This is a genomic window from Enterococcus sp. M-BR2 (assembly GCF_056612775.1).
In genome coordinates this window covers 691,379-712,006 of the sequence record NZ_CM152743.1, presented here as the reverse complement: position 1 = coordinate 712,006, position 20,628 = coordinate 691,379, and the positions used below count along the sequence as shown (strand labels likewise).

General features: G+C 39.4%; 20 protein-coding genes. All 20 read right to left on the bottom strand.

The genetic code is table 11. The features are described from left to right. Positions 1-161: 161 nt before the first annotated feature. The 20 genes from AC1F25_RS03450 to AC1F25_RS03355 all read right to left on the bottom strand — a co-directional run bounded on the left by AC1F25_RS03450 (position 162) and on the right by AC1F25_RS03355 (position 20,612). Positions 162-1,208 carry a lysylphosphatidylglycerol synthase transmembrane domain-containing protein gene (locus tag AC1F25_RS03450; RefSeq protein ID WP_002306568.1) on the bottom strand — a complete coding sequence of 349 codons (1,047 nt, stop codon included), beginning with the start codon at positions 1,206-1,208 and terminating at the stop codon, positions 162-164. Positions 1,209-1,218: 10 nt separating this feature from the next. Continuing rightward, positions 1,219-1,491 carry a DUF1294 domain-containing protein gene (locus AC1F25_RS03445; protein ID WP_002306567.1) on the bottom strand — a complete coding sequence of 91 codons (273 nt, stop codon included), beginning with the start codon at positions 1,489-1,491 and terminating at the stop codon, positions 1,219-1,221. A gap of 34 nt (positions 1,492-1,525) precedes the next feature. After that, positions 1,526-2,434 (bottom strand): diacylglycerol/lipid kinase family protein, encoded by a 909-nt coding sequence (locus AC1F25_RS03440; RefSeq protein ID WP_479994256.1) that lies wholly within the window; start codon positions 2,432-2,434, stop codon positions 1,526-1,528. Positions 2,435-2,564: 130 nt separating this feature from the next. After that, the gene (pepT, locus tag AC1F25_RS03435; RefSeq protein WP_002291957.1) at positions 2,565-3,797 is read right to left on the bottom strand and encodes a peptidase T; all 1,233 of its coding nucleotides are present in this window, start codon (positions 3,795-3,797) and stop codon (positions 2,565-2,567) included. Between the two features lie 13 nt (positions 3,798-3,810). After that, on the bottom strand, positions 3,811-4,932 hold the full coding sequence (locus tag AC1F25_RS03430) for a Nif3-like dinuclear metal center hexameric protein (RefSeq protein WP_252705856.1): 1,122 nt from the start codon (positions 4,930-4,932) through the stop codon (positions 3,811-3,813). Then, complete coding sequence (locus tag AC1F25_RS03425; RefSeq protein WP_479994255.1) at positions 4,929-5,630, bottom strand: tRNA (adenine(22)-N(1))-methyltransferase; 702 nt, start codon at positions 5,628-5,630, stop codon at positions 4,929-4,931. Before AC1F25_RS03425 ends, AC1F25_RS03430 begins: the two co-directional genes overlap by 4 nt. 142 nt (positions 5,631-5,772) lie before the next feature. Continuing rightward, the gene (locus AC1F25_RS03420) at positions 5,773-6,213 is read right to left on the bottom strand and encodes a hypothetical protein (protein ID WP_002291962.1); all 441 of its coding nucleotides are present in this window, start codon (positions 6,211-6,213) and stop codon (positions 5,773-5,775) included. Between the two features lie 128 nt (positions 6,214-6,341). Beyond that, complete coding sequence (dnaI, locus tag AC1F25_RS03415) at positions 6,342-7,268, bottom strand: primosomal protein DnaI (protein WP_002306563.1); 927 nt, start codon at positions 7,266-7,268, stop codon at positions 6,342-6,344. Beyond that, complete coding sequence (locus AC1F25_RS03410) at positions 7,268-8,641, bottom strand: replication initiation and membrane attachment family protein (protein ID WP_479994254.1); 1,374 nt, start codon at positions 8,639-8,641, stop codon at positions 7,268-7,270. The genes dnaI and AC1F25_RS03410 overlap by 1 nt, the downstream gene beginning before the upstream one ends. Before the next feature lie 22 nt (positions 8,642-8,663). Beyond that, positions 8,664-9,155, bottom strand: a complete 492-nt coding sequence (nrdR, locus tag AC1F25_RS03405) for a transcriptional regulator NrdR (protein ID WP_002288327.1) — start codon at positions 9,153-9,155, stop codon at positions 8,664-8,666. Positions 9,156-9,468: 313 nt separating this feature from the next. Next, positions 9,469-9,801, bottom strand: coding sequence for a hypothetical protein (locus tag AC1F25_RS03400; RefSeq protein ID WP_002291968.1), 333 nt, complete (start codon positions 9,799-9,801; stop codon positions 9,469-9,471). 51 nt (positions 9,802-9,852) lie between these two features. Then, positions 9,853-10,482, bottom strand: coding sequence for a dephospho-CoA kinase (gene coaE, locus AC1F25_RS03395; protein ID WP_048340748.1), 630 nt, complete (start codon positions 10,480-10,482; stop codon positions 9,853-9,855). Continuing rightward, positions 10,446-11,282 (bottom strand): DNA-formamidopyrimidine glycosylase, encoded by an 837-nt coding sequence (gene mutM / locus AC1F25_RS03390; protein ID WP_213366307.1) that lies wholly within the window; start codon positions 11,280-11,282, stop codon positions 10,446-10,448. The genes coaE and mutM overlap by 37 nt, the downstream gene beginning before the upstream one ends. A gap of 44 nt (positions 11,283-11,326) precedes the next feature. Beyond that, positions 11,327-13,972 carry a DNA polymerase I gene (polA, locus tag AC1F25_RS03385; protein ID WP_479994253.1) on the bottom strand — a complete coding sequence of 882 codons (2,646 nt, stop codon included), beginning with the start codon at positions 13,970-13,972 and terminating at the stop codon, positions 11,327-11,329. Between the two features lie 125 nt (positions 13,973-14,097). Beyond that, positions 14,098-14,781 (bottom strand): Bax inhibitor-1/YccA family protein, encoded by a 684-nt coding sequence (locus tag AC1F25_RS03380; RefSeq protein WP_002306560.1) that lies wholly within the window; start codon positions 14,779-14,781, stop codon positions 14,098-14,100. Further along, positions 14,774-15,259, bottom strand: coding sequence for a MaoC/PaaZ C-terminal domain-containing protein (locus tag AC1F25_RS03375; RefSeq protein ID WP_002291977.1), 486 nt, complete (start codon positions 15,257-15,259; stop codon positions 14,774-14,776). The genes AC1F25_RS03380 and AC1F25_RS03375 overlap by 8 nt, the downstream gene beginning before the upstream one ends. Positions 15,260-15,687: 428 nt before the next feature. Then, complete coding sequence (murC, locus tag AC1F25_RS03370; RefSeq protein WP_002313703.1) at positions 15,688-17,022, bottom strand: UDP-N-acetylmuramate--L-alanine ligase; 1,335 nt, start codon at positions 17,020-17,022, stop codon at positions 15,688-15,690. Between the two features lie 130 nt (positions 17,023-17,152). Then, positions 17,153-17,914, bottom strand: coding sequence for a YdcF family protein (locus AC1F25_RS03365; protein ID WP_479994252.1), 762 nt, complete (start codon positions 17,912-17,914; stop codon positions 17,153-17,155). 27 nt (positions 17,915-17,941) lie between these two features. Beyond that, on the bottom strand, positions 17,942-18,412 hold the full coding sequence (locus tag AC1F25_RS03360; RefSeq protein ID WP_002306555.1) for a SprT family protein: 471 nt from the start codon (positions 18,410-18,412) through the stop codon (positions 17,942-17,944). Positions 18,413-18,431: 19 nt separating this feature from the next. Beyond that, positions 18,432-20,612, bottom strand: coding sequence for a Tex family protein (locus tag AC1F25_RS03355; RefSeq protein ID WP_479994251.1), 2,181 nt, complete (start codon positions 20,610-20,612; stop codon positions 18,432-18,434). Positions 20,613-20,628 lie beyond the last annotated feature (16 nt).

Genomic DNA, 20,628 nt, shown 5'->3' with positions numbered 1-20,628 from the left:
AATATACACATGTTTTTTTGACTTTTTTTCTCGTCTTATATAAATCTTAAAAAAACAAAATTGATTGTATACATACAAAAAAAGAGCAAAACAAACGTAAAATTATCTTACCCATAACGTTTTTCTTTGATTTGATAAAAAGGGTAGATCTTATAAAAGACCTACCCTTGATTTTCTTTATTCTCTTTTTTTACTTCTATTATTTCTTCTTTGATCACTCTTCGCCGTTCAGCAATCACATACACAAATCCATAGAGAAATGGCAAGATAAAGGAACTGAAACGATACAACAAAAGCGAAGAAACTGCGTCAACTGTTCCGACAACTGGTCTAAACAATAACAAGTAGACAAATTCAAAGGAGCCAATACCAGCTGGCGTAGGAATAACCCCTGAAAGCACTACTGCAAAGCTGATAAACGAAATGGTCAGTAGAAAATCTATTTTAGGATGGTTTTCAATCAGAATCAAATAGGGAAGTACATACCAAAATACAAGTTTCAACATATTCCATAGATAAATACGCAATAGCGCAGTCCTGTCTTGGATAATGGTTTGGACCGTTTCCCTTAAAGAGTAGATCTGCTGATTACATGTATCCACCCATTTTCGCAAACGCTCACTCTTAAATAACTTATTCGATAAGCTGACAAAAAATATTTGGACATTCAGACTGATGGACATTACCAATAAAAAGGCAACAATCACGATCGTCAAAAGAATTCCAGCAATAATAAACCAGATCATTGACGGACTATTAGAATAAAAAAGAGAGAATTGGATGAGCAAGCCAGCTAACGCATAGGTAATCACTGCAAGTTTGTACATGATCATATGGAGTGCTGTCACTCCTGCTCCCTGAGACAGTTTCATTCCTTTTTTATTATAAAAATAAATTTCCGAGATCAATGTTCCTGTACCAAACGAAACGATTCGGTAAAACGCAATATAGCTAGAGGTCAAGAACCCATCTTTCGTTGTAAAATTCGGCGCGAAAGGTTCAGCAATTTCTTTGATTGAGCGCCCTTCAGCGATTTGGTAAACTGTCCCTAATATAACAGTGGCTGCCAAAACGACAACACTGGTAGACATTAATTCGGCAAAGATATCTGCAAATGATTGATTGATTAAATAATAAATAATAGCAAAAATCGCAATCAGCAAAAGCAGATTCAGAATGATTTTAATTTTCGTTCCTTTAGATGACATCTCCTGCTCCTTAATGGAAAAAATAAATGAGAATCAAATCAACAAGCACACCCGCAGTGAATCCTACGGTAAACTTTTTTTTCCTTGTTTTATGATGAAAAACTTTCCGAGAAATCAATCCTCCCAAACCACCGCCTAACAGACTGACAAATATCAAGTTATTTTCAGGTACACGCCAGCCGCCATTTCGAGCCTGATGTTTATCATATCCCATCAGACAAAATAAATAAAAATTTACAATGAATAGATAAAACCACAAAGGATTGTGCAACAATACATCCATTATTCTTCTTCCAACTTTCTATTAACTACTATTTCTAAGCTTGTTCTTCTTTTTTTGGTGAATAAACTGCTAATCCTTTTGATACAACAGATAATTCAACTGGAAGATCATCTGTCGTGTCTCCATCTGTCCGAGTGCCAACAGATTTTTCCTTTGCTTTGATTTTCATGCGTTTGGCTGTGAAATAAGTGATGCCAGGTATCGTATAGAATTTTCCTCTCATGATTCTAGGCAAATAAAAAATAAATCGGAAAATATCTAAGGAAGGTACGATCGTTACATGGAATTTTCCATCATCTGGGGTCGCTGAATCGTCGAAATTTGTAAAGCCGCCCATGGAGTTAGACATCGTGACTGTCAATAACTGAGATTTTCCTTTCCAATGCTCCTCGTCTGTTTCTAAATCCAAATGATATTTTTTCTTCTTCAGCAATAACTTAAAGAATTTCTTGATAAAAATCCACGAGCCATAACGCTGTTTTTCTTCTTGACTGATCCAAACTGCTGTATCGGCTAAGATACCGATTGTCAGTGTAGAGATAATGACTGCATCATTGACTTGGCCATAGTCTATTTTTCGGACATTTCCTTCTAGAATCACGTCAGCAGCCTCTTCTTTCTTCAATGGAATCTCAAGGACACGTGCGAGATTATTGACTGTTCCACCTGGAAGTAATCCGATATGATACTGAGATAACGTTTGCTGGAACGCTTGGACGATATGATGGATCGTTCCGTCCCCTCCTATGATCACTAGAGTATCGGCTCCTATAGCTTCTGCTTTCTTGACTAAATCCGCATGGTCAATCGACGGGCCAGTTTCAGCTAAATCTACAAATAATTCTGGTTGCTTTTCTTTTACATAATCTTGAAACCAGCGTGCTAATTTCTCCCCCTCATCTTTCCCTGAACTTTTGTTATAAAAAACTAGCAGCTTTTTCATTCTTTACCTCCTATTTACTCTTCAAAAAAGAGGGCGGGACAATCCATTCCATTGTCCTGCCCTTTAGCCTTAGACAGATGACATTCCATCATCGGACGAACGCCTTGTCATAAGCTGTTCTTTTTCGATTTTAACTCTTTGTGTTCAATTCTGCAATTTTAACAATCACATCTGTTGCTTTTTCCATTACTTGTAAAGAAACAAATTCGAATCGACCGTGCATATTTTCTCCTCCGGCAAATAGATTTGGCGTCGGAATACCCATGTAAGAGATTTTTGAACCATCTGTTCCTCCGCGGACTGGTTCGATCACTGGAGAGATCCCAAGCTCGATCATTGCTTGTTTCGCTAATTCCACGATGCTCATATCTTTTTCGATGATTTCTTTCATGTTGTAATATTGATCATACATATCTACTTTGATTCGTTCTTGATCAAATCGTTGATTCAATTCTTCTTGGATATGTGTGATTTGTGCTTTGCGTGCTTCGAATTTTTCACGATCATGATCGCGAATGATATAACTCATAGAAGCTTCTTCAGGATTCCCATTCAATGCCATCAAATGGAAGAAACCTTCGTATCCTTCTGTTTTTTCTGGAACTTCATCGGCTGGAAGCTGATTATGAAAATCAATGGCCAGCTGTAAAGCATTGATCATCGTATCTTTTGCCGTCCCTGGATGTACATTTTTCCCTTGGATCGTGATATTTGCTTGAGCAGCGCTGAATGTTTCATACTGCAATTCACCTAAAGGACCGCCGTCGACTGTATAAGCAAAATCCACATTGAATTGCTCAACATCGAATTTATCCGCTCCGACACCGATTTCTTCATCAGGTCCAAAAGCTACTTTGATGGTACCATGAGGGATAGAAGGATTATTGATCAAGATCTCCATTGCAGTCATGATTTCCGCAATCCCTGATTTGTCATCTGCTCCCAGTAAAGTACTGCCATCTGTAGTGATCAACGTGTGGCCTTCATAATTTTTCAAATTTGGGAAATCTTTTGTATTCAACGTGTAACGTTCTTCCGCATCTAGTACGATCGTAGACTCTCCATCATAGTTTTCAATGATTTGTGGATTGACTCCTACTGCATTAAAGTCTGCTGTATCCATGTGGGAAATAAATCCAATGGAACGCACTTCATGATCGACATTGCTTGGTAATGTTCCCATAACGAATCCATTGTCTTCATTATAGAAAACATCTGATAAACCTAACTCTTCTAATTCTTTTTTCAATTCTTGTGCAAAAGCAACTTGTGTCTGAGTCGATGGGGTCGTTTTGCTTGTTGCATCGGAGCGTGTTTCTGTTTTGACATACCGTAAAAAACGTGGCAAAAGATTTTCGTACATAGTATTCTCTCCTTTAATTAAATTGAAATGGGTTTGTATTCGTTTCAGAAACGAAAAAGTCAATATCCCAATTTTCTTCTTGTTTCCAAGTCTCAAATTTCTCGATGAACCGTTCCTTACATAACGATTCAATATAATGTCCGGGATCAATTGCAATCAACCCGGCGCTTTGCATATCATGAGCCGTATGATAATAGATGTCTCCGGTGATATAGACGTCTGCTCTTTGAGCGATTGCTTGCGGATAAAATTTTTCGCCGCTTCCACCGCAAATCGCAATACGCTTGATGGATGATTTTGTTTTTTGAGGCTGAACGATTCTCAGTCCTTCTAATTGGAAAACTTTTTTTACTTGTTCCACAAATGTTTCTAAGGGGATTTCTTGCGGTAATTCACCTATTCGACCTAGCCCAAACTTTTCGACTGGTTCATCAATTGCGAAAAGATCGTACGCAGGTTCTTCATAAGGATGAACCGATTGTATGGCATCAATCACTTGTTTTTCGATTGTTTCGGGCAAAATAACCTCGACTTTTGCTTCTTGGACTTGTTCTGCCTTCCCTACTTTCCCAATCGCTGGTTGTGCACCAACATTCGGAGTAAATCGACCGTGTCCAATCGAGGTAAAACTTGTACCGGTATAATCGCCTTGCGTACCAGCACCAGCTGCAGCTAATGCTTCCCGCATTTTCTGTGCATGATCCACAGGTACATAAACCGCCAGTTTTTTATAATGGATTTCATGAGTCTTCACTAAATAACTCTCCACTTCAATACCAAGCAGTTCGCAAAACCAGTCATTCAGTCCGTCCCAAATAATATCCATATTCGTGTGTGCCGCATAAACGGCAATATCATGTTTCAACAGATCTGCATACATTTTTTCTTGCGGCTGATCAGTAGTCAGCCGTTTTACAGGGCGAAAGATTGGGGGATGTTTAGCAATCAGCAGATCGATTTTTTTCTCGATTGCTTCTTCGACCACTTCTGGGCGAACATCTAATGTCATCATTACCCGTTGAATCGGTTTATCTAATGTTCCAATATGCAGTCCGACTGGGTCTCCTTCTTCAGCTAGCCATTGAGGACAATAGCTCTCAAACTTTTGGATGAAGGTACGTCCGCTTATTGTCATATCTCTAAAACCTCCTCAATCATTTGGATTTCCTGTTCGATTTGTTTTTGACGTGCCTCTTGATTAGATGCTTGTTTGAGCTGTTCACGGATAGCTTTTCTTTGTTGAAGCTCTCTTGTCCATTTTGATTTGAAGATCTCACTTTTCTCTTCGAGCAGAAATGGTCCGAACATCAGCTCCATTTCGTTGTAAGTAACTGGTTTTTGTTCTTTTTCGGCTACAATAATTTCATATATTTTTTTGTTTTCTTCAAGTATTTTTTCTGATTGGATTTTGTATTGATTTTCTTGCAGCCATGATCGTAACGTACGCTCTCCGATATTTGGCTGAAGGATCAAACGTTCTTGTCCACTTAGGCGTTGATGCAACTTGCCAGCTTCTAGGATCTCTCGGATCAGCGAACCTCCCATACCCGCGATCGTGACAGCCGTTATAGCATCTTGCGGTTGGATCGCATCTAGACCATTTGCAAGACGTACAGTGATACGGTCTTCCAATCCATCTTTTTGGACTTGCTTACGTGCTGATTCATAAGGACCTTGAACGACTTCACCTGCAACTGCATATTTGATTTTTCCTTTTAGCATCAATGCAACAGGTAAGTATGCGTGATCTGATCCAATGTCTGCTAAACGAGCAGATTCAGGAACAAATTCACCAACTGCCGCTAAGCGCTGAGATAAATCTAAATGGTTCATAGCTTCACTCCTTCTAGGTAATTATAGCATTTTCCATATAAAATAAGGAGACTAGGAATAAAAAAATTCCCAGATCTCCTTAAAAATTATACCTTTTTGTTCTATAAAACAACATTTTCTTATTTTTGAAAAATGTTGTTAATTATTTGTTCAATGAAATATCAATGATCGAATCTCCAGGCACTTGTGGTGGGATAGACATCGTCATGATCGGCATCTCAACTAATGTAAATTGGACTTTGTCACCGATTTTCAGTTCATCTATGTCCACGCTTATTTTTTCAGCAGTAGCATTCAAAATCACTCCGTCATTGCTGAATGATGTCCCCATATTCGCTGGATCTTCTTTGGCCATGACATCGACGAGTTTCAGTTGAATCGTTTCTTCTTCCGCTTCTACTTGAGTGATGCTTTCAATCGTTCCTACAAATATGCTTTGTCCCTCCGTTTTCGTACTGCTTGTTTTTATTGTTTGACCCGCATCAATCGAATCAAGAGAACCTGTGTTGCTGTCTGCACTACCGCATCCTGCTAAAATAAAAAATAGACCAACTACATATATACTAGAAAAAATAGCCCTCATAAAAAATCCTCCGTTTAAGTTTTTGCATTACTTGTTGCGGTGATTGTCTCCGGTCATTTCTGTCCATGTAAAGATTCGCTGACCTGCTTTTACTCCTTGGTCAAATATCAGTTGGACTTATCAACTGTTCAACCATTGCGGCGGTTGCGACCAGTCATTTCGATTTCTTTTGTCAAATAACGTATGCGTTCCATTATGCGTTTTGCTTTCAGCGGCTCTTCATCTCCACGTTGAGTGACGGACAAATGCTGTTCCAATTCATCCATTGTGAAATTTGATGAGAAGAAGGTCGGTAGCTGTTCCTGCATCCGATATTGAAGGATGACGCCAAATACTTCATCCCGTATCCAACTGCTCATCGCGTCTGCACCAATATCGTCAATCATTAAAATGGGGGAACGCTTCACTGCATCTAGCTTTTCTGCCACTTGATCTTTTCCGATTGCCTGTTTCATCTCAACGGCAAACGTCGGAAAGTGGACTAATGTCGTGGTGAATCCAGCAATCGCTAGTTCTCTCGCTGTTGCTCCTAATAAGTATGTTTTTCCAATACCAAAACTCCCCACCAAATAAAGACCTTTATGATACCCTTTTGGATCTGCAGTATATTTCTCTACGAAATCTAGGGCTTCCAAGCTTGCATATCCTCGTCCATCTGTACGCTCAAAGTTTTCAAAAGATGCTGATTGAATATCTTTTGGCATATCCATTGCTTTTACTCGGCTTCTAATTTCTTCTTGTCTTTGCCGAGCTAACAATGCTTCTGTTGGTACATAAGTGACATCCACATAATGAAAATTCAACGTCAACTTCGGCTCGTATCCTGGAGCGATCATCGTTGGATCGTTTTTTTGATATTTACGCTTTTCTTGCACGAACTCATACAATTTGGCGTAGCTTTTTTCAATATCCGCTTGTGTCAGTTCTTCTTGGTGTGCACTTAGAAAAGCTTGAACATCCGTATCATTTAGGACGTCAGCAATCATTTCAGCATATTTTTCTTGATAATTACGTTTGCTGATAATCCTCTTCAATTCTTTGCCTACGTCTTCCATTAGATGTCACCCTCCTTTTTCGCCAGGTATTCTTTAAAACGGCGGTCAATCTCTGCTTTTTTCTCACTACTGATCTGTTTTTCATCTTTTGGCTGGTTGACCCAATCAGGAAGCTTTTCCCGCCGAACATTTCGCTTGCCGTTTGGATAATTTGTTTGCTTTTTTTGTTTTGATTGTTTTGCTTGATTGCTTATTTGCCGAATATGCTGAATCGCTTCTTCTGCTGTGGCGATTTTCTTTTGTGCCCATTCATTTGCCACTGTATTCACATAACTAGCATTTAAGCTAGCATTATTTTTGATCACCAATACATAATTCAGCAAAACATTGATCACACTGCTGGAAAGACCTGATTGAGAAACAAGGTCTTGCAGTAACCAAGTTTCTTGTTTAGAAACATATCCGCCTTTTTCTGACTTGATTGCTTCCAGATATTTCATCGGCGGAATGCTCTGTGCTTCTTTTATCAACTGAAGCGCTGCATTTGTCAAATGTTCGTTCGTCGGAGATTCATTGCTGTTTTCAGCAACAGCTACTGTTTCCTTTATTTGCTTCACTGGTCGTCTCTGCATTGCCAAAACAGCTTTTTGCAGCTCCTTCATGGATACTTTTTGTTCACTAAAATCATAAGATTGACTGATGAGTTCACCAAGAGTTAGTTCATCGAATCCATAAAGCTGATGATACATGTCGACTTGTTTGATGATTGAATCATCAAGAACAGTCATATGTTTTTTTGCCAGCCAATCATTCAAAAATTGCCAATCGAATGTCGAATCTGTTTCAAGTAATGCTACTGGCTCAGATTCTTCAAAAGATTTATTCAGTGATTCGATGTTTTCTTGATTAGCAGCGTATACTGCTTCATTGAAGCGATAAACATCTAAAAATTTTTTTGTGATTTTTTGATATCCCTCTGTTGTATGCCTTTTAGGTTCAAACAACTGAATAAGCTTCTGGAATCGTCGTTCACCAACTTTTTCCAAAAGAAGAAATGCCAGAACAGAATCTTTGAAAAATGCTTTAGGAATGAGTGGCTCTAACAACTCATAAATAAAACGAGGCCCCAGATCGCTATCTTCTTTAAAATAAACATCCAGTAAGCCGATTCCTTCCAGCTTTTTTCTTGCATCATAAAATTGAGGGATCCCGCAGCCTAGACTACTGAGTAAATCTGCATGCATCCCTTCAGGACCTTCACCAGATTCTTGCGAGATCTCTGATAACAGAGTGAAATAGATACTCAAGGCTTCTCCGCCGATCAGTGGCTGATAAAGATACAGCAACGCGTTCTTGCTGTCTTCCCTCAGCGGAGCTTCTTTTCTTCCTTGGTAAATATTTTTTGGTTGAAGCTCTTTCCAAGCATTTTCCAAGGAAATGCCTCCTTTTTGTTTCTTAATTGTTTTCTTTATTATTCTCTTTATTATTTTCTTTTGCTTTATCCACGATATCTTGCAGCTCTTTTAAGAAAACAGACATATCTTTGAACTGGCGATAAACACTGGCAAAACGGATATACGCGATTTCATCTAAATCGACTAAATCCTCCATCACATATTCACCAATCAGATTCGTTGATACTTCGTTTTCCCCAAGACTGCGTACGCGGTTTTCGACATGGTTGACGATTTGTTCCATTTGCTCCATAGCTACAGGTCTTTTTTCTGCTGAGCGGATGAGTCCTCTTAAAATTTTATCGCGATTGAATTCTTCGCGTTCCCCGTTTTTCTTGATGACTAATAACGGAGCAGCTTCAATTCGTTCAAAAGTAGTGAAGCGGAACGAACAATTCTCACATTCGCGACGGCGACGGATCGCACGTCCATCATCTGCTTGACGGCTGTCGATTACTCGTGAATTATTATGTTGACATCTAGGACATCTCATTTTGTCTCACCTCTTGCATCGCATTTTTATATAAAGGATGTGTCTTTCTTTACAACTAGTTGTATTATAACACGAAACAAATCACAAACGCGACTGTCCTACCCAAAAAAACACGGATATAAGAACAATTTTTTCTATTTTCATGCGTAATTATGTCCCCTGTCCTAATTCAATTTCAATTTTCCAGTACTGATGACCTTGATTGCTGAGAAATGACTCGCCCAAAAGCTGATTTAGTCGGCTAGCATAAAAAACTTGAAGCAGATGAACATCTTATCATCTGCTTCAAGTCACATCTCTATTTCTTATTTTTTTATAACTTCTCTTCGATTCCTGTATAGTGTTTCATTCGTTGTTCCTCGATTTTTTGTTCATCAGGAATGTGTTCACTTTCTGGGAGCGGTGTCTTACTACGATCAGGTACCGGATTTTTTCGTTCTTGAGTCAAATCTTGCTGTTTCGCTTCTTTTTCTGCCTGCTGGTCTTCTATTTCATCGATTCTTGCTTGGTACTGCTTTTCTTTCTCTTCTGCTGTTTCTGATTGCGTACGACCTTCATCGATTAGATTTTCTTTATTGAGTATTTCGCCGATTTTTTCTTTTGCGTTACCTACGACTTTATCCTTTTGGTTTTTAAATGATCCCATCGCTATCCCTCGCTTTCTATATACTCAGGATAGCAAACTTGACACAGATACTCAAAGAAAGCGATTAGCTGAAAGCCAATTTTCGATTTGTTCCACAAGTTCCTCTTTTGTTCCGTTGTTGTCAAACAAAATATCCGCACGCTGCTTTTTTTCTTCGATTGGAAGTTGACTGCTAATTCTCTGCTGTGCTTGTTCTAGTGTTAGTTGATTACGTTTCATCAAGCGTCTGAGTTGAATATCTGGCGTGGTATAAACGACAGCTACTGCATCCATATAGTGGTCATAATGACCTTCATAGAGCAATGGGATATCTACAATTACTAAAGGATGATGGGAACTTAGATAGGCGATTTGATCTTTTATCGCTTTTCGGATAAACGGATCTAATAGCTGATCAAGTTTTTGTCGTTTCTCCTTTGATGGAAAAACAATCATCCCAAGTTTTCCTCGATCTAGCTGACCATCAGACTGCAATATCTCTTGGCCAAACACGGACACAACCTTCCTCAGAGCAAGCATTCCAGGCTCAACAGTTTCTCTAGCAATCACGTCACCATCGATCAAAGGAAATCCATGAGACTGAAAGACTTTGGCTGCCGTACTTTTGCCAGTAGCTATTCCGCCCGTCAAACCTAAAACAAAGCCTACTTTTCGATTTTCAGCCTTTGACAATTCGGACAATAGTGAGTCCCCCTTTGTGCCACTTTTATTTTCACGATCGGTGTCCCACAACGTATACATGGTTTGCCAGTTTGCTGATAGACATGCAGTGCGACTTGGAATCCGCCTGATTCTCCTAATGCATTCAAATAGCTGCGAATCGTGGTACCTCCGGCTTCTATTGCACGATTCAAAACATCAATGATCGATAGACGTAATTGTTCTATCTCTTTTGGACGTAATGTATTCGCCGGTTGTTCTGGATGAATCTTCGCTTCCCATAATGCTTCGTCTACATAAATATTACCTAGTCCCGTTACTAGACGTTGATCTAGCAGTAAAGGCTTGATTGCTTTGTGCGATTTTTTCAGTCCAGCTGCAAAATCTGCTAATAAAAAGCTGTCAGGCAATGGCTCAGGTCCTAATTTCATGATTCCTCGGTAAGTTGCACTTGCTCCTTTTTCGACAATTGTCATACGACCAAATTTTCGTACATCGTTGTAGCGAAGTTGGCTCCCGTCCTCAAAAAAGAAAAGTACATGCGTATGTTTATCGATTGGTGTATTTTCTTTCGTGAATTGATATTTTCCTTCCATTCGCAAATGTGAGATCAGTTCATAATGATCGAGATGAAAAATCAAAAACTTCCCTCTACGTCCAATGGATTGGATGGTTTCGCCAACAAGAGAAGCCTCAAAGAGGGGCGTCTCTGGTTGCTCAATGATCTTGGGCCACAAGACCTGCACTTTCTGAATCGTTTTTCCTACTACTAACCGTTCCAATCCTTTACGAACGGTTTCTACTTCTGGTAATTCTGGCATTTTTTCTTTTCACCTTCATTATATTGCTCTGTCTTAAACAATGTTTATTTTGCTTCGTACCACGTTTTTCCCCAACTGCTGTCAGTGATCAGTGGTACATGGAGAGAAACAGCTTGTTCCATAACTTCCTTCACCAATTTATCTAATGATTCAAGTTCTTTTTCAGGTACCTCGAAGACAAGTTCATCATGAACTTGTAACAGCATCGTAGCTTGAAGACCTGTTTCTTTTAATCGTTTATCCAATTCAATCATCGCGATTTTCAAAATATCAGCAGCACTTCCTTGAATTGGTGTATTGATAGCTGTTCGTTCCGCAAAAGAACGGATATTGTAATTTCTTGAATTGATGTCTGGCAAATATCGTCGGCGGTGATACAGCGTTTCGACGTAGCCTTGATCTTTTGCTTCGCGTACGATTCTTTCCATATATTCTTTGACACCTGGGTATTTTTCAAAGTACGTATCGATGTATTGCTGTGCTGCTTTTCGGCTGATGCCTAAATTTTGTGAAAGTCCGTAATCAGAGATGCCATACACGATACCAAAATTCACTGCTTTTGCCTGCCGACGCATATTTGGTGTGACATCCTCTGCCTTTTCGATTCCAAATACGCGCATCGCTGTGCTGGCATGGATATCTTGACCTTCTAGGAAGGCAGCTTTCAAATGTTCATCATTTGAGATATGCGCAAGTACGCGTAACTCGATTTGTGAATAGTCAGAAGAATAAATCAACCAGTCTTTTTCTCTCGGAACAAATGCCTGACGTATCTTTCTCCCTTCATCTAATCGAATTGGGATGTTCTGCAAATTAGGATCAACAGAGCTTAATCGTCCTGTTTGGGTCAATGTCTGGACATAACGTGTATGCACTTTTCCATCTGATTGGATCACTTTCAGCAGTCCCTCGACATAGGTAGATTGAATTTTTGCGATTTGACGATAGGTTAGGATATCCTCTACGATTGGTGCTTGTTCACGAAGCTGTTCCAGTACATCTACGGCTGTGGAGTACCCAGTTTTTGTTTTTTTGATAACGGGTAATCCCATTTTTTCAAATAAGATCACTCCTAATTGCTTTGGTGAATTCAAATTGAATTCTTCGCCGGCTTCTTCGTAGATTTTTTGTTCGATCTCTCTTAAGCGAGCAGAAAACTCGCCCTTCATTTCTTGTAAGCGAGTCGCATCTACTTTGATCCCGCTTATTTCCATCTCTGCCAAAATGATAGACAATGGCAGTTCCATTTTCCGGAAAAGATCTTCTTGGTTTTTATCTGCCAGTTCTTGGCTCAATTTTGGTGTTAACGCATTGATTGCAGCTACTTTTCGCGCTAAATGAGCAAAAAAGAGTTCCTCTTCTTCTGGTAAACCTTTTTTCGCCCCTTTGCCGTATACAGTTTCATCTGATTGGATATCGTTGTATCCGTAATGTGCAGCTATTCCTTCGATATCTGTGCTTTTTTCATTCGTATCGAGAATGTATGCACCTAGCAAGACATCAAAATCGATTCCTTTCGTTTTTCCAGTATAGCGATTTAAAGCAACATAAGTTCGTTTCGCATCATATACTTTTTTCAATCGGGTCGGATCAGTGATCCAAGAATGGAACGCTTGGTTTTCGAATACAGACAGATCATTCGTGACATAGATTTTCTTTTCTGTTCCCCACGCTACTCCGACGATTTCCTCTGTATGGTAATTGTCGCCCATCATTTCCACGTACAGTGCCATATCCGTAGTAAACATTTCCTCTTTAAATTCATGCACGACTTCAAATAAAATATCATCCATTTTTACTTCTTCTTCAACGATATTCAGTTTAGAAAGGAACTGATTGAAATCCATTTCTTTATAAAATGGAACGAGTTTATCGAGATTTTTCCCTTCATACTTCAATGAGTCGATAGAGACCTCCACAGGGGCTGAAGTATTGATGGTCGCCAATTTCTTCGATAAGAACGCTTGCTCTTTGTCATTTATCAGATTTTCTTTCATTTTGCTTTGCTTCATTTCATCAATATGCTCATAGATTCCTTCGACTGAGCCATATTGTTTCAATAGCTTGATAGCTGTTTTTTCACCAATTTTAGTCACACCTGGGATATTGTCAGAGGCATCTCCGGCTAGTCCCTTCATGTCAATAATCTGTTTTGGTATCAATCCATCATATTTTTCCGCCACATGTTCTGGTGTATAACTTTCGATATCGCTGACACCTTTTACAGTGATATCCACTTTTACTTCTTTACTAGCTAATTGAGTCAAATCCCGATCACCGGAAAGTACGACGACATCAAATTGATTTTTATCTACTTTTTCTGCCAAAGTACCGATAATATCATCCGCTTCATAATTGGGCAATTCGTAATACTGTACACCTAATCCCGTCAACAAATCACGGATATATGGCATTTGTTCTTTGAATTCGCCTGGTGTTTTAGATCTTCCTCCTTTGTACTCCGCATACATTTCTGTCCGAAAGGTCGTTTTTCCTGCATCGAACGCAACCAGAACATGCGTCGGTTGCTCTTTTTGCATAACATTTTCAAACATCGTATTGAATGCATAGATTGCATTTGTATGAAGACCGTTTCTGTTTTTGAAACGTTCAAGGGAATTGTGCAGCGCAAAGAATGCGCGAAAAGCCACACTGTTCCCATCAACGAGTAATAATTTATTTTTTGTCATCTTCTTAACTCCTTACTGTAAAGTTCTTATTCATTCTAACAAAGAATCATGCGGAATGCGAAAAGAAAAAGCGGGACCATACCAAATATTTTGGTATAGCCCCAACTGATCAATTTTTTCCTTTTTTAGTTGTTCCGTCCAAAGATTCTTAAAAACGCCAAGAACAAGTTGATAAAGTCTAAATACAGCTTCAATGCCATAAATACAGCAATGCCACTATGTGCTGTTCCATTTGTCTGGACATAGATATTACGAATGCTTTGGTTATCATAAGCTGTGATCCCTGCAAAGATGACGACTAAAAGCAGTGAGATGAACAGCTCAACTGCGCTACTTCTCAAAATGAAGATGTTCAAGACTAGTGCAATGATCACTCCGATCAAAGCAGCCTGTCCTGCTCTTCCGACCCCGCTAAGATCTCGTTTTGTTGTCACTCCGACAACAGACATCCCCATGAACATCAAGGTAGCTGTCAAGAAAGCTTGTGTTACTGTTCCAATATCGTAGAATGCAAGAGTAACTGCTAATGTTACGCCATTCAAAAGAGAGTAGGCAATGAATCCACCGATCGCTAAGCTCGGATTCTTTTGTGCTTTTACGCCTAGAACCATTACCAAAATCAGTTCAACGATCCACAGACCCATAAAGCCTAATGGAAAGTTATTGATAAAAGTTGCTAGTTGTAAAGGAAATACCCAAAGAGCCAAGTAAGAAGTGACTGCACTAAGGGCAAGCCCCATACCTAAAAAACCATAAACTTTTGCATAAAAACGATTGATGCCTGACATTGATGTACTTGGATTATTCATTTAATTCACCTTCACTTTCGATTGCTATTTCCAATTCAGGAACTTGTGGCGGTTGGACCATAACAACAGCATCCAACACACGATCTTCGTTCGTGTTTTCCGCTTCTACAGAAATCGTCACCACGTCCTTCATCTTATCTACTTTTATGACCTCAAACTGAAAAGTCAGTGTTTCATAATGGAAAACCGGTTCAATAAAATTGACAGAAAAATTGACAACATGTGATCCTGGTCCAGGAAGATGCTTTGAAATTGCACTTGTGATGATCCCCATCAGCATCACTGATGGAACGATTGGCTGATGATATTCTGTTTTTTGTGCAAAGTCATGTTGGATATACAAAGGATTTGCATCATTCGTCAATCCCAAATACAGCAAAAGCTGGTTATCTTCAATAGATTCTGTTAAAGATAACGAGTCGCCTTCCTCGATTTCATTTATTGTTTTTCCTAGTTTTCTCGGCTTACCTATGTTCAAGATAGAAACCCTCCAGTTTATTTTTAATCATACATTATTGTACCAAAAGCAGCGCAAAAGGCAAGTTTTGCTCCTTTGATTTAACAGATTCCTATAGTTTAAAGAGGTCGTGAAAAAGCTGTCCTGCATCAAGTAATAAGAATAGTCAAGAAAAAACAGCTTCTCATGTTTTTGATTTGGCTGGGCTTATTACCGCAGATGCAAGCTTTTGAACGCCGTTTATCTGAGGTCGTGAAAAAGCTGTCCTGCATCAAGTAATAAGAACAGCCAAGAAAAAACAGCTTCTCATGTTTTTGATTTGGTTGGGCTTATTGCCGCAGATGCAAGCTTTTGAACGCCGTTTATCAAAAGTTGTAAAAAAGGGAGCATGACAAGAATTTTGCCACTCTCCCTCTTTCTATTTTTATAAGGACACTGCAGTAATTGTATTACAGTACATTTTTCGTCGTGCTGCTTAAAAGTTTTTCATACGCTTGTTCAAATTTTTGAACATCTCCAGCACCCATGAAGATTACTACTGCATCATGATAATCTAATAATGGAGATACATTATTTTCTTTGATGACTTCTCCACCTTTTTTGATTTTCGCTCCAAGGTCTTCGATCTTAACGTTTCCTTGTTCTTCCCGAGCCGAACCAAAAATATCGCATAAGTAAACTTTATCAGCTAAATCAAGTGCTTCTGCAAATTCATCCATCAATGCAATCGTACGCGTAAACGTATGAGGTTGGAAAACTGCAATTATTTCTTTATCTGGATATTTTTGGCGTGCGCCATCAATGGTTGCTTTGATTTCTGCAGGGTGATGCGCATAATCATCGACTACGGTCATGTCTGCTACGATTTTTTCACTGAATCGACGTTTTACTCCTGGGAAAGTCAGCATTTCTTCCGCAACTTCTTTCAGATCCAGATTTTCGAAATACGCGACTGCAATAACACCTAAAGCATTTAAAATATTGTGTTTGCCGAATGCCGGTACAGTGAAATGTCCAACAAATTCATCCCCATGATAGACATCAAAAGCAGAACCGGATGTTGTACGTTCGATGTTTCGTGCTTGGATATCATCATTTTCTGTGACACCATAATAATAAATCGGCACATCTGCTTCTAATTTGCGTAAATAAGCGTCGTCACCGTACGCAAAAATAGCTTTTTTCACTTGTCCAGCCATTGTTTGGAAAGCTGTAAATACATCGTCGATACTTGTATAATAATCCGGATGATCAAAATCGATGTTTGTCATGATCGCATAGTCTGGTGAATAGGCAAGGAAATGACGGCGATATTCACAGGCTTCAAATGAAAAGAATTCCGCTTGCGGATCACCATGCCCTGTTCCGTCTCCAATTAGATAACTTGTTGGACGAACACCACTCAATACATGAGAGAGCAGACCAGTCGTACTTGTTTTTCCGTGAGAACCGGTTACAGCGATACTCGTATAGTTTTGGATAAAATGACCAATAAAGTCGTGATAGCGAATCACTTCCAAACCTAATTCTTTTGCTCGCTGGATTTCTTCATGTGAATCAGGAAATGCATTTCCTGCAATAATCGTCATACCTGGTTTTACATTGTCTGCGTTAAATGGCAGAATCGTGATATTTGCTTTTTCTAAATCTCTTTGTGTAAAGAAATATTTTTCAATGTCTGATCCTTGGACATTTAAACCTTGTTCATGTAAAACAAGAGCCAAGGAGCTCATTCCTGAACCTTTGATACCAACAAAATGATACAATTTATTTTGATTTTCCATTTGAATCCTCTTCTCTTATCTAGCGTCCATTCTTTTAGCTATTACATTCAACACGCTCCTCATTATCTTATAAACGATTGAAAATTTCAACCAAATTTATTTAGAAAGGAGGATTCGCCTGCTAAAAAGGTCATGTACGGGAAAAATCCGTTTTTATTGACTGTTTGATTCTTGTATAAGAAGACCAAACTTCTTCTGATATATCAATATGAGGAATAAAATCTTTTCCTTTCGGACCATAGCCATTCTCATCGTCGTGGAGTCGCTCCATTTCTCCTAACACCAGTGCATAGAAATATTCCTTCGGCCATTGATGGTTCAGTTCTTTTACTGTAAAGACGATCTCCTCAGAAAAGTGAAGGATTTCCGGCACAAATGGCACAGCATTTGCGAAAACAGTTTGTTCATTTTGCCATACTTTCTCAAAAGTTGCTCGAGTCCTGCGTTGCAGTGTCGGATCATTCATCAATAGGACTTTTTCTGGTACAGCATCTAAGGAATGAAGAATCTCCAGTGAAAAAGTGGCGTTCTCTCCAGAATTTGTAGACTTCGATTCTATCAGGAAAGCCTTATCGGGCAAATCATAGACTTCTTTTAGATACTGACGACAGATTTCACTTTCACTCATGCCTTCTTCAAAATGAAATCCTTGCTTTTCAAAATTCTCATAAAGGATCCTAGTCGCATGACCCACCCCGCCGACCAAAAACAAACGTTCTACTTGACCATTTACATACATTTGTGCTGCTTTATCAGCTAAGATAAAAAGACCGTTTCCAGCTAAAATAAGTGTAGGTGCCGACAATTTCTCAAAATCTTTCTCATCAGGTGCGGCTAAAAAGGCTAATAACTGATTCCAGTCTTTTAGATTTCTCTGCTCGTTTTTTTCCAAAAACTCTTCATCCTTTCATTTGATTTTTTATACTTCATTGAGGCTTTCTCTCTTTGTCTCAATCCATTTGATTTCCCCATGACATCTTCCACAACGATATTTGTGTACATCGATTCTTCTTTTGCGGCAGATCGTGGCAGAACAATCTTGGCATTGATAATATTCGATCTTTATCTGTTTCTTCGTCAAGGCTGGCGCATAGCGCAATCCTCCTGTTTTTTTCAAAAGATACTTGAAATCCATATCTTTATGACGATATCCTCTTCCAGTTAGATGCAGATGATAATGGCAAAGTTCATGTTTGATGATTCCTGCAATTGTTTCTTTGTCTGACTCTTCAAACAGCTTTACATTAAAATCTAAATGATGATCGTTTAAATGATAGCGCCCGCCAGTTGTACGCAAGCGTGGATTGAACATTGCTTGGTGCTTGAAAGGACGCTGGAAGCTTTTTAATGATATCTCTTCTACTAACTGCTGCAGTTCTTCTTGTGTCAATTTTTGTTACTCCTCATTGTTACTCTTCATAAGGGAAAAGCATCGTCAAACTGATTCTGCCTTTTTTCGTATCAACTTGTTCTATCCAAACCGTCACGATATCTCCGACTGACACGACGTCTGTTGGATGCTTGACAAATTTTTTGCTAAGTTTTGAGATATGGACAAGTCCGTCTTGTTTCACACCGATATCGACAAATGCGCCGAAGTCGATGACGTTACGGACCGTTCCAGTCAATTCCATACCTGGTTTCAAATCTTCCATACTCAACACATCTGTACGCAATAGGGGCGCTGGCATCTCATCACGCATATCTCGTCCAGGTTTTGTCAGCCCAGCTAAAATATCGGCTAACGTTTCTTCTCCGACTGATAAGCTTTCAGCCAGTTTCTCCGCGGATAACCGTGTCAATTTTTCTACTGCTTCTTCTGTCCCAAGCTCTTTTTCTGAAAGATGGACGGTCATTAATATGTCTTTCGCAATAGAATAACTTTCGGGATGGATACCGGTGTTGTCCAAAATGTTTTTCCCGCCAGGAACTCGCAAGAAGCCGATTGCTTGTTCATATGCTTTTGGTCCTAAACGTGGCACTTTTTTCAGCTGAGTTCGTGCAGTAAATTCTCCATTTTCTTCACGATAACTGACAATGTTTTGGGCAGTCGTTTTATTCAATCCTGATATATGCTGCAAGAGCCGTGGACTAGCCGTGTTCACATCCACGCCTACTTGGTTGACCGCTGTTTCCACGACAAAATCCAATTGTTCAGCCAAACGTTTTTGAGAAACATCATGTTGGTACTGTCCTACACCGACAGCTTTAGGATCGATCTTGACTAATTCAGCTAAAGGATCTTGCAGACGACGGGCAATAGAAACAGCACTTCTTTCTTCTACTTGTAGATGCGGGAATTCTTTTCGTGCAATTTCGCTAGCAGAGTAAACAGAAGCGCCAGCTTCATTGACAATGGCATAATAGGCTTTATGGTCGGCTGATTTCAATTGTTCAGCCACAAAAAGTTCTGATTCCCGACTGGCTGTTCCATTCCCGATAGCTACCATATCTACTTGATATTGATTGATCAATTGGATAAAAGCTGGACCAGCAGCTTCCCTTTTCGCTTGTGCTGCAGGTTTATGCGGATAAATGACTTCGATTGCCAAAACTTTTCCTGTCGCATCTACGACTGCTAGTTTACATCCAGTACGATAGGCCGGATCAAATCCCAGTACGACTTTACCTTTTAGCGGCGGTTGCAACAAAAGATTGCGAAGATTTTCTCCAAAAATAGCGATGGCTTGCTCATCCGCCTTTTCAGTCAATTCATTACGCAGTTCTCGCTCGATTGCCGGCTGTATAAAGCGTTTATAACTATCTTGATAGGCTTCTCTTACAAAGGAAGAAGAAGGTGAGGCAGGATTTTTCACTAATTGGCGATCCAAGTAAGCTAAAACTGCTGCTTCGTCTACTTGAAGGAATACTTTGAGAACCTCTTCTTTTTCTCCTCGATTAGTGGCCAATATCCGATGAGAAACCATTTTATGGACAGGTTCTGCAAAGTCATAATACATTTCATATACGCCTTTTTCATCTATTTTCTCATCCTTGACTTGGCTGACATACATGCCTTTGTTATACGTATAAGACCGAATCCAAGTCCGAAATTTTGCATTATCGCTGACTTGTTCAGCAATGATCTCATGCGCACCTTGCAACGCTTCTTCAGCAGAAGAGACTTCTTTTTCTTTATCGATATATTTTTCTGCTTCCGATTGCACCTCTCCATCTGTAAGCTGCATCAGCCACAGCGCGAGTGGCTCAAGTCCTTTTTCTTTAGCAATCGTTGCTTTTGTCCGTCGTTTCTGTTTGTATGGCCGATATAAATCTTCCACTTGTTGCATTTTTACGGATTGCGTGATTTCTGTTTCTAACTCAGGGGTCAGTTTCCCTTGTTCATCGATCAGCCGAATCACTTCGTTTTTTCGTTTTTCTAAGTTTTCAAGATATGCATACCGCTCTTCGATTTCACGAATCTGGACTTCATCAAGACTTCCCGTCATTTCTTTTCGATAACGCGCGATAAAAGGAACGGTGTTTCCTTCATTTAACAAATTAAGTACAGTCGTCAACTGCTTGGGACGATAGTCTGAAAGCTCTTTTTGTACAAGCTGAATGATTGTCTGGTTCAAATTTTCCGTCATTAAAATGCCTCTTTTC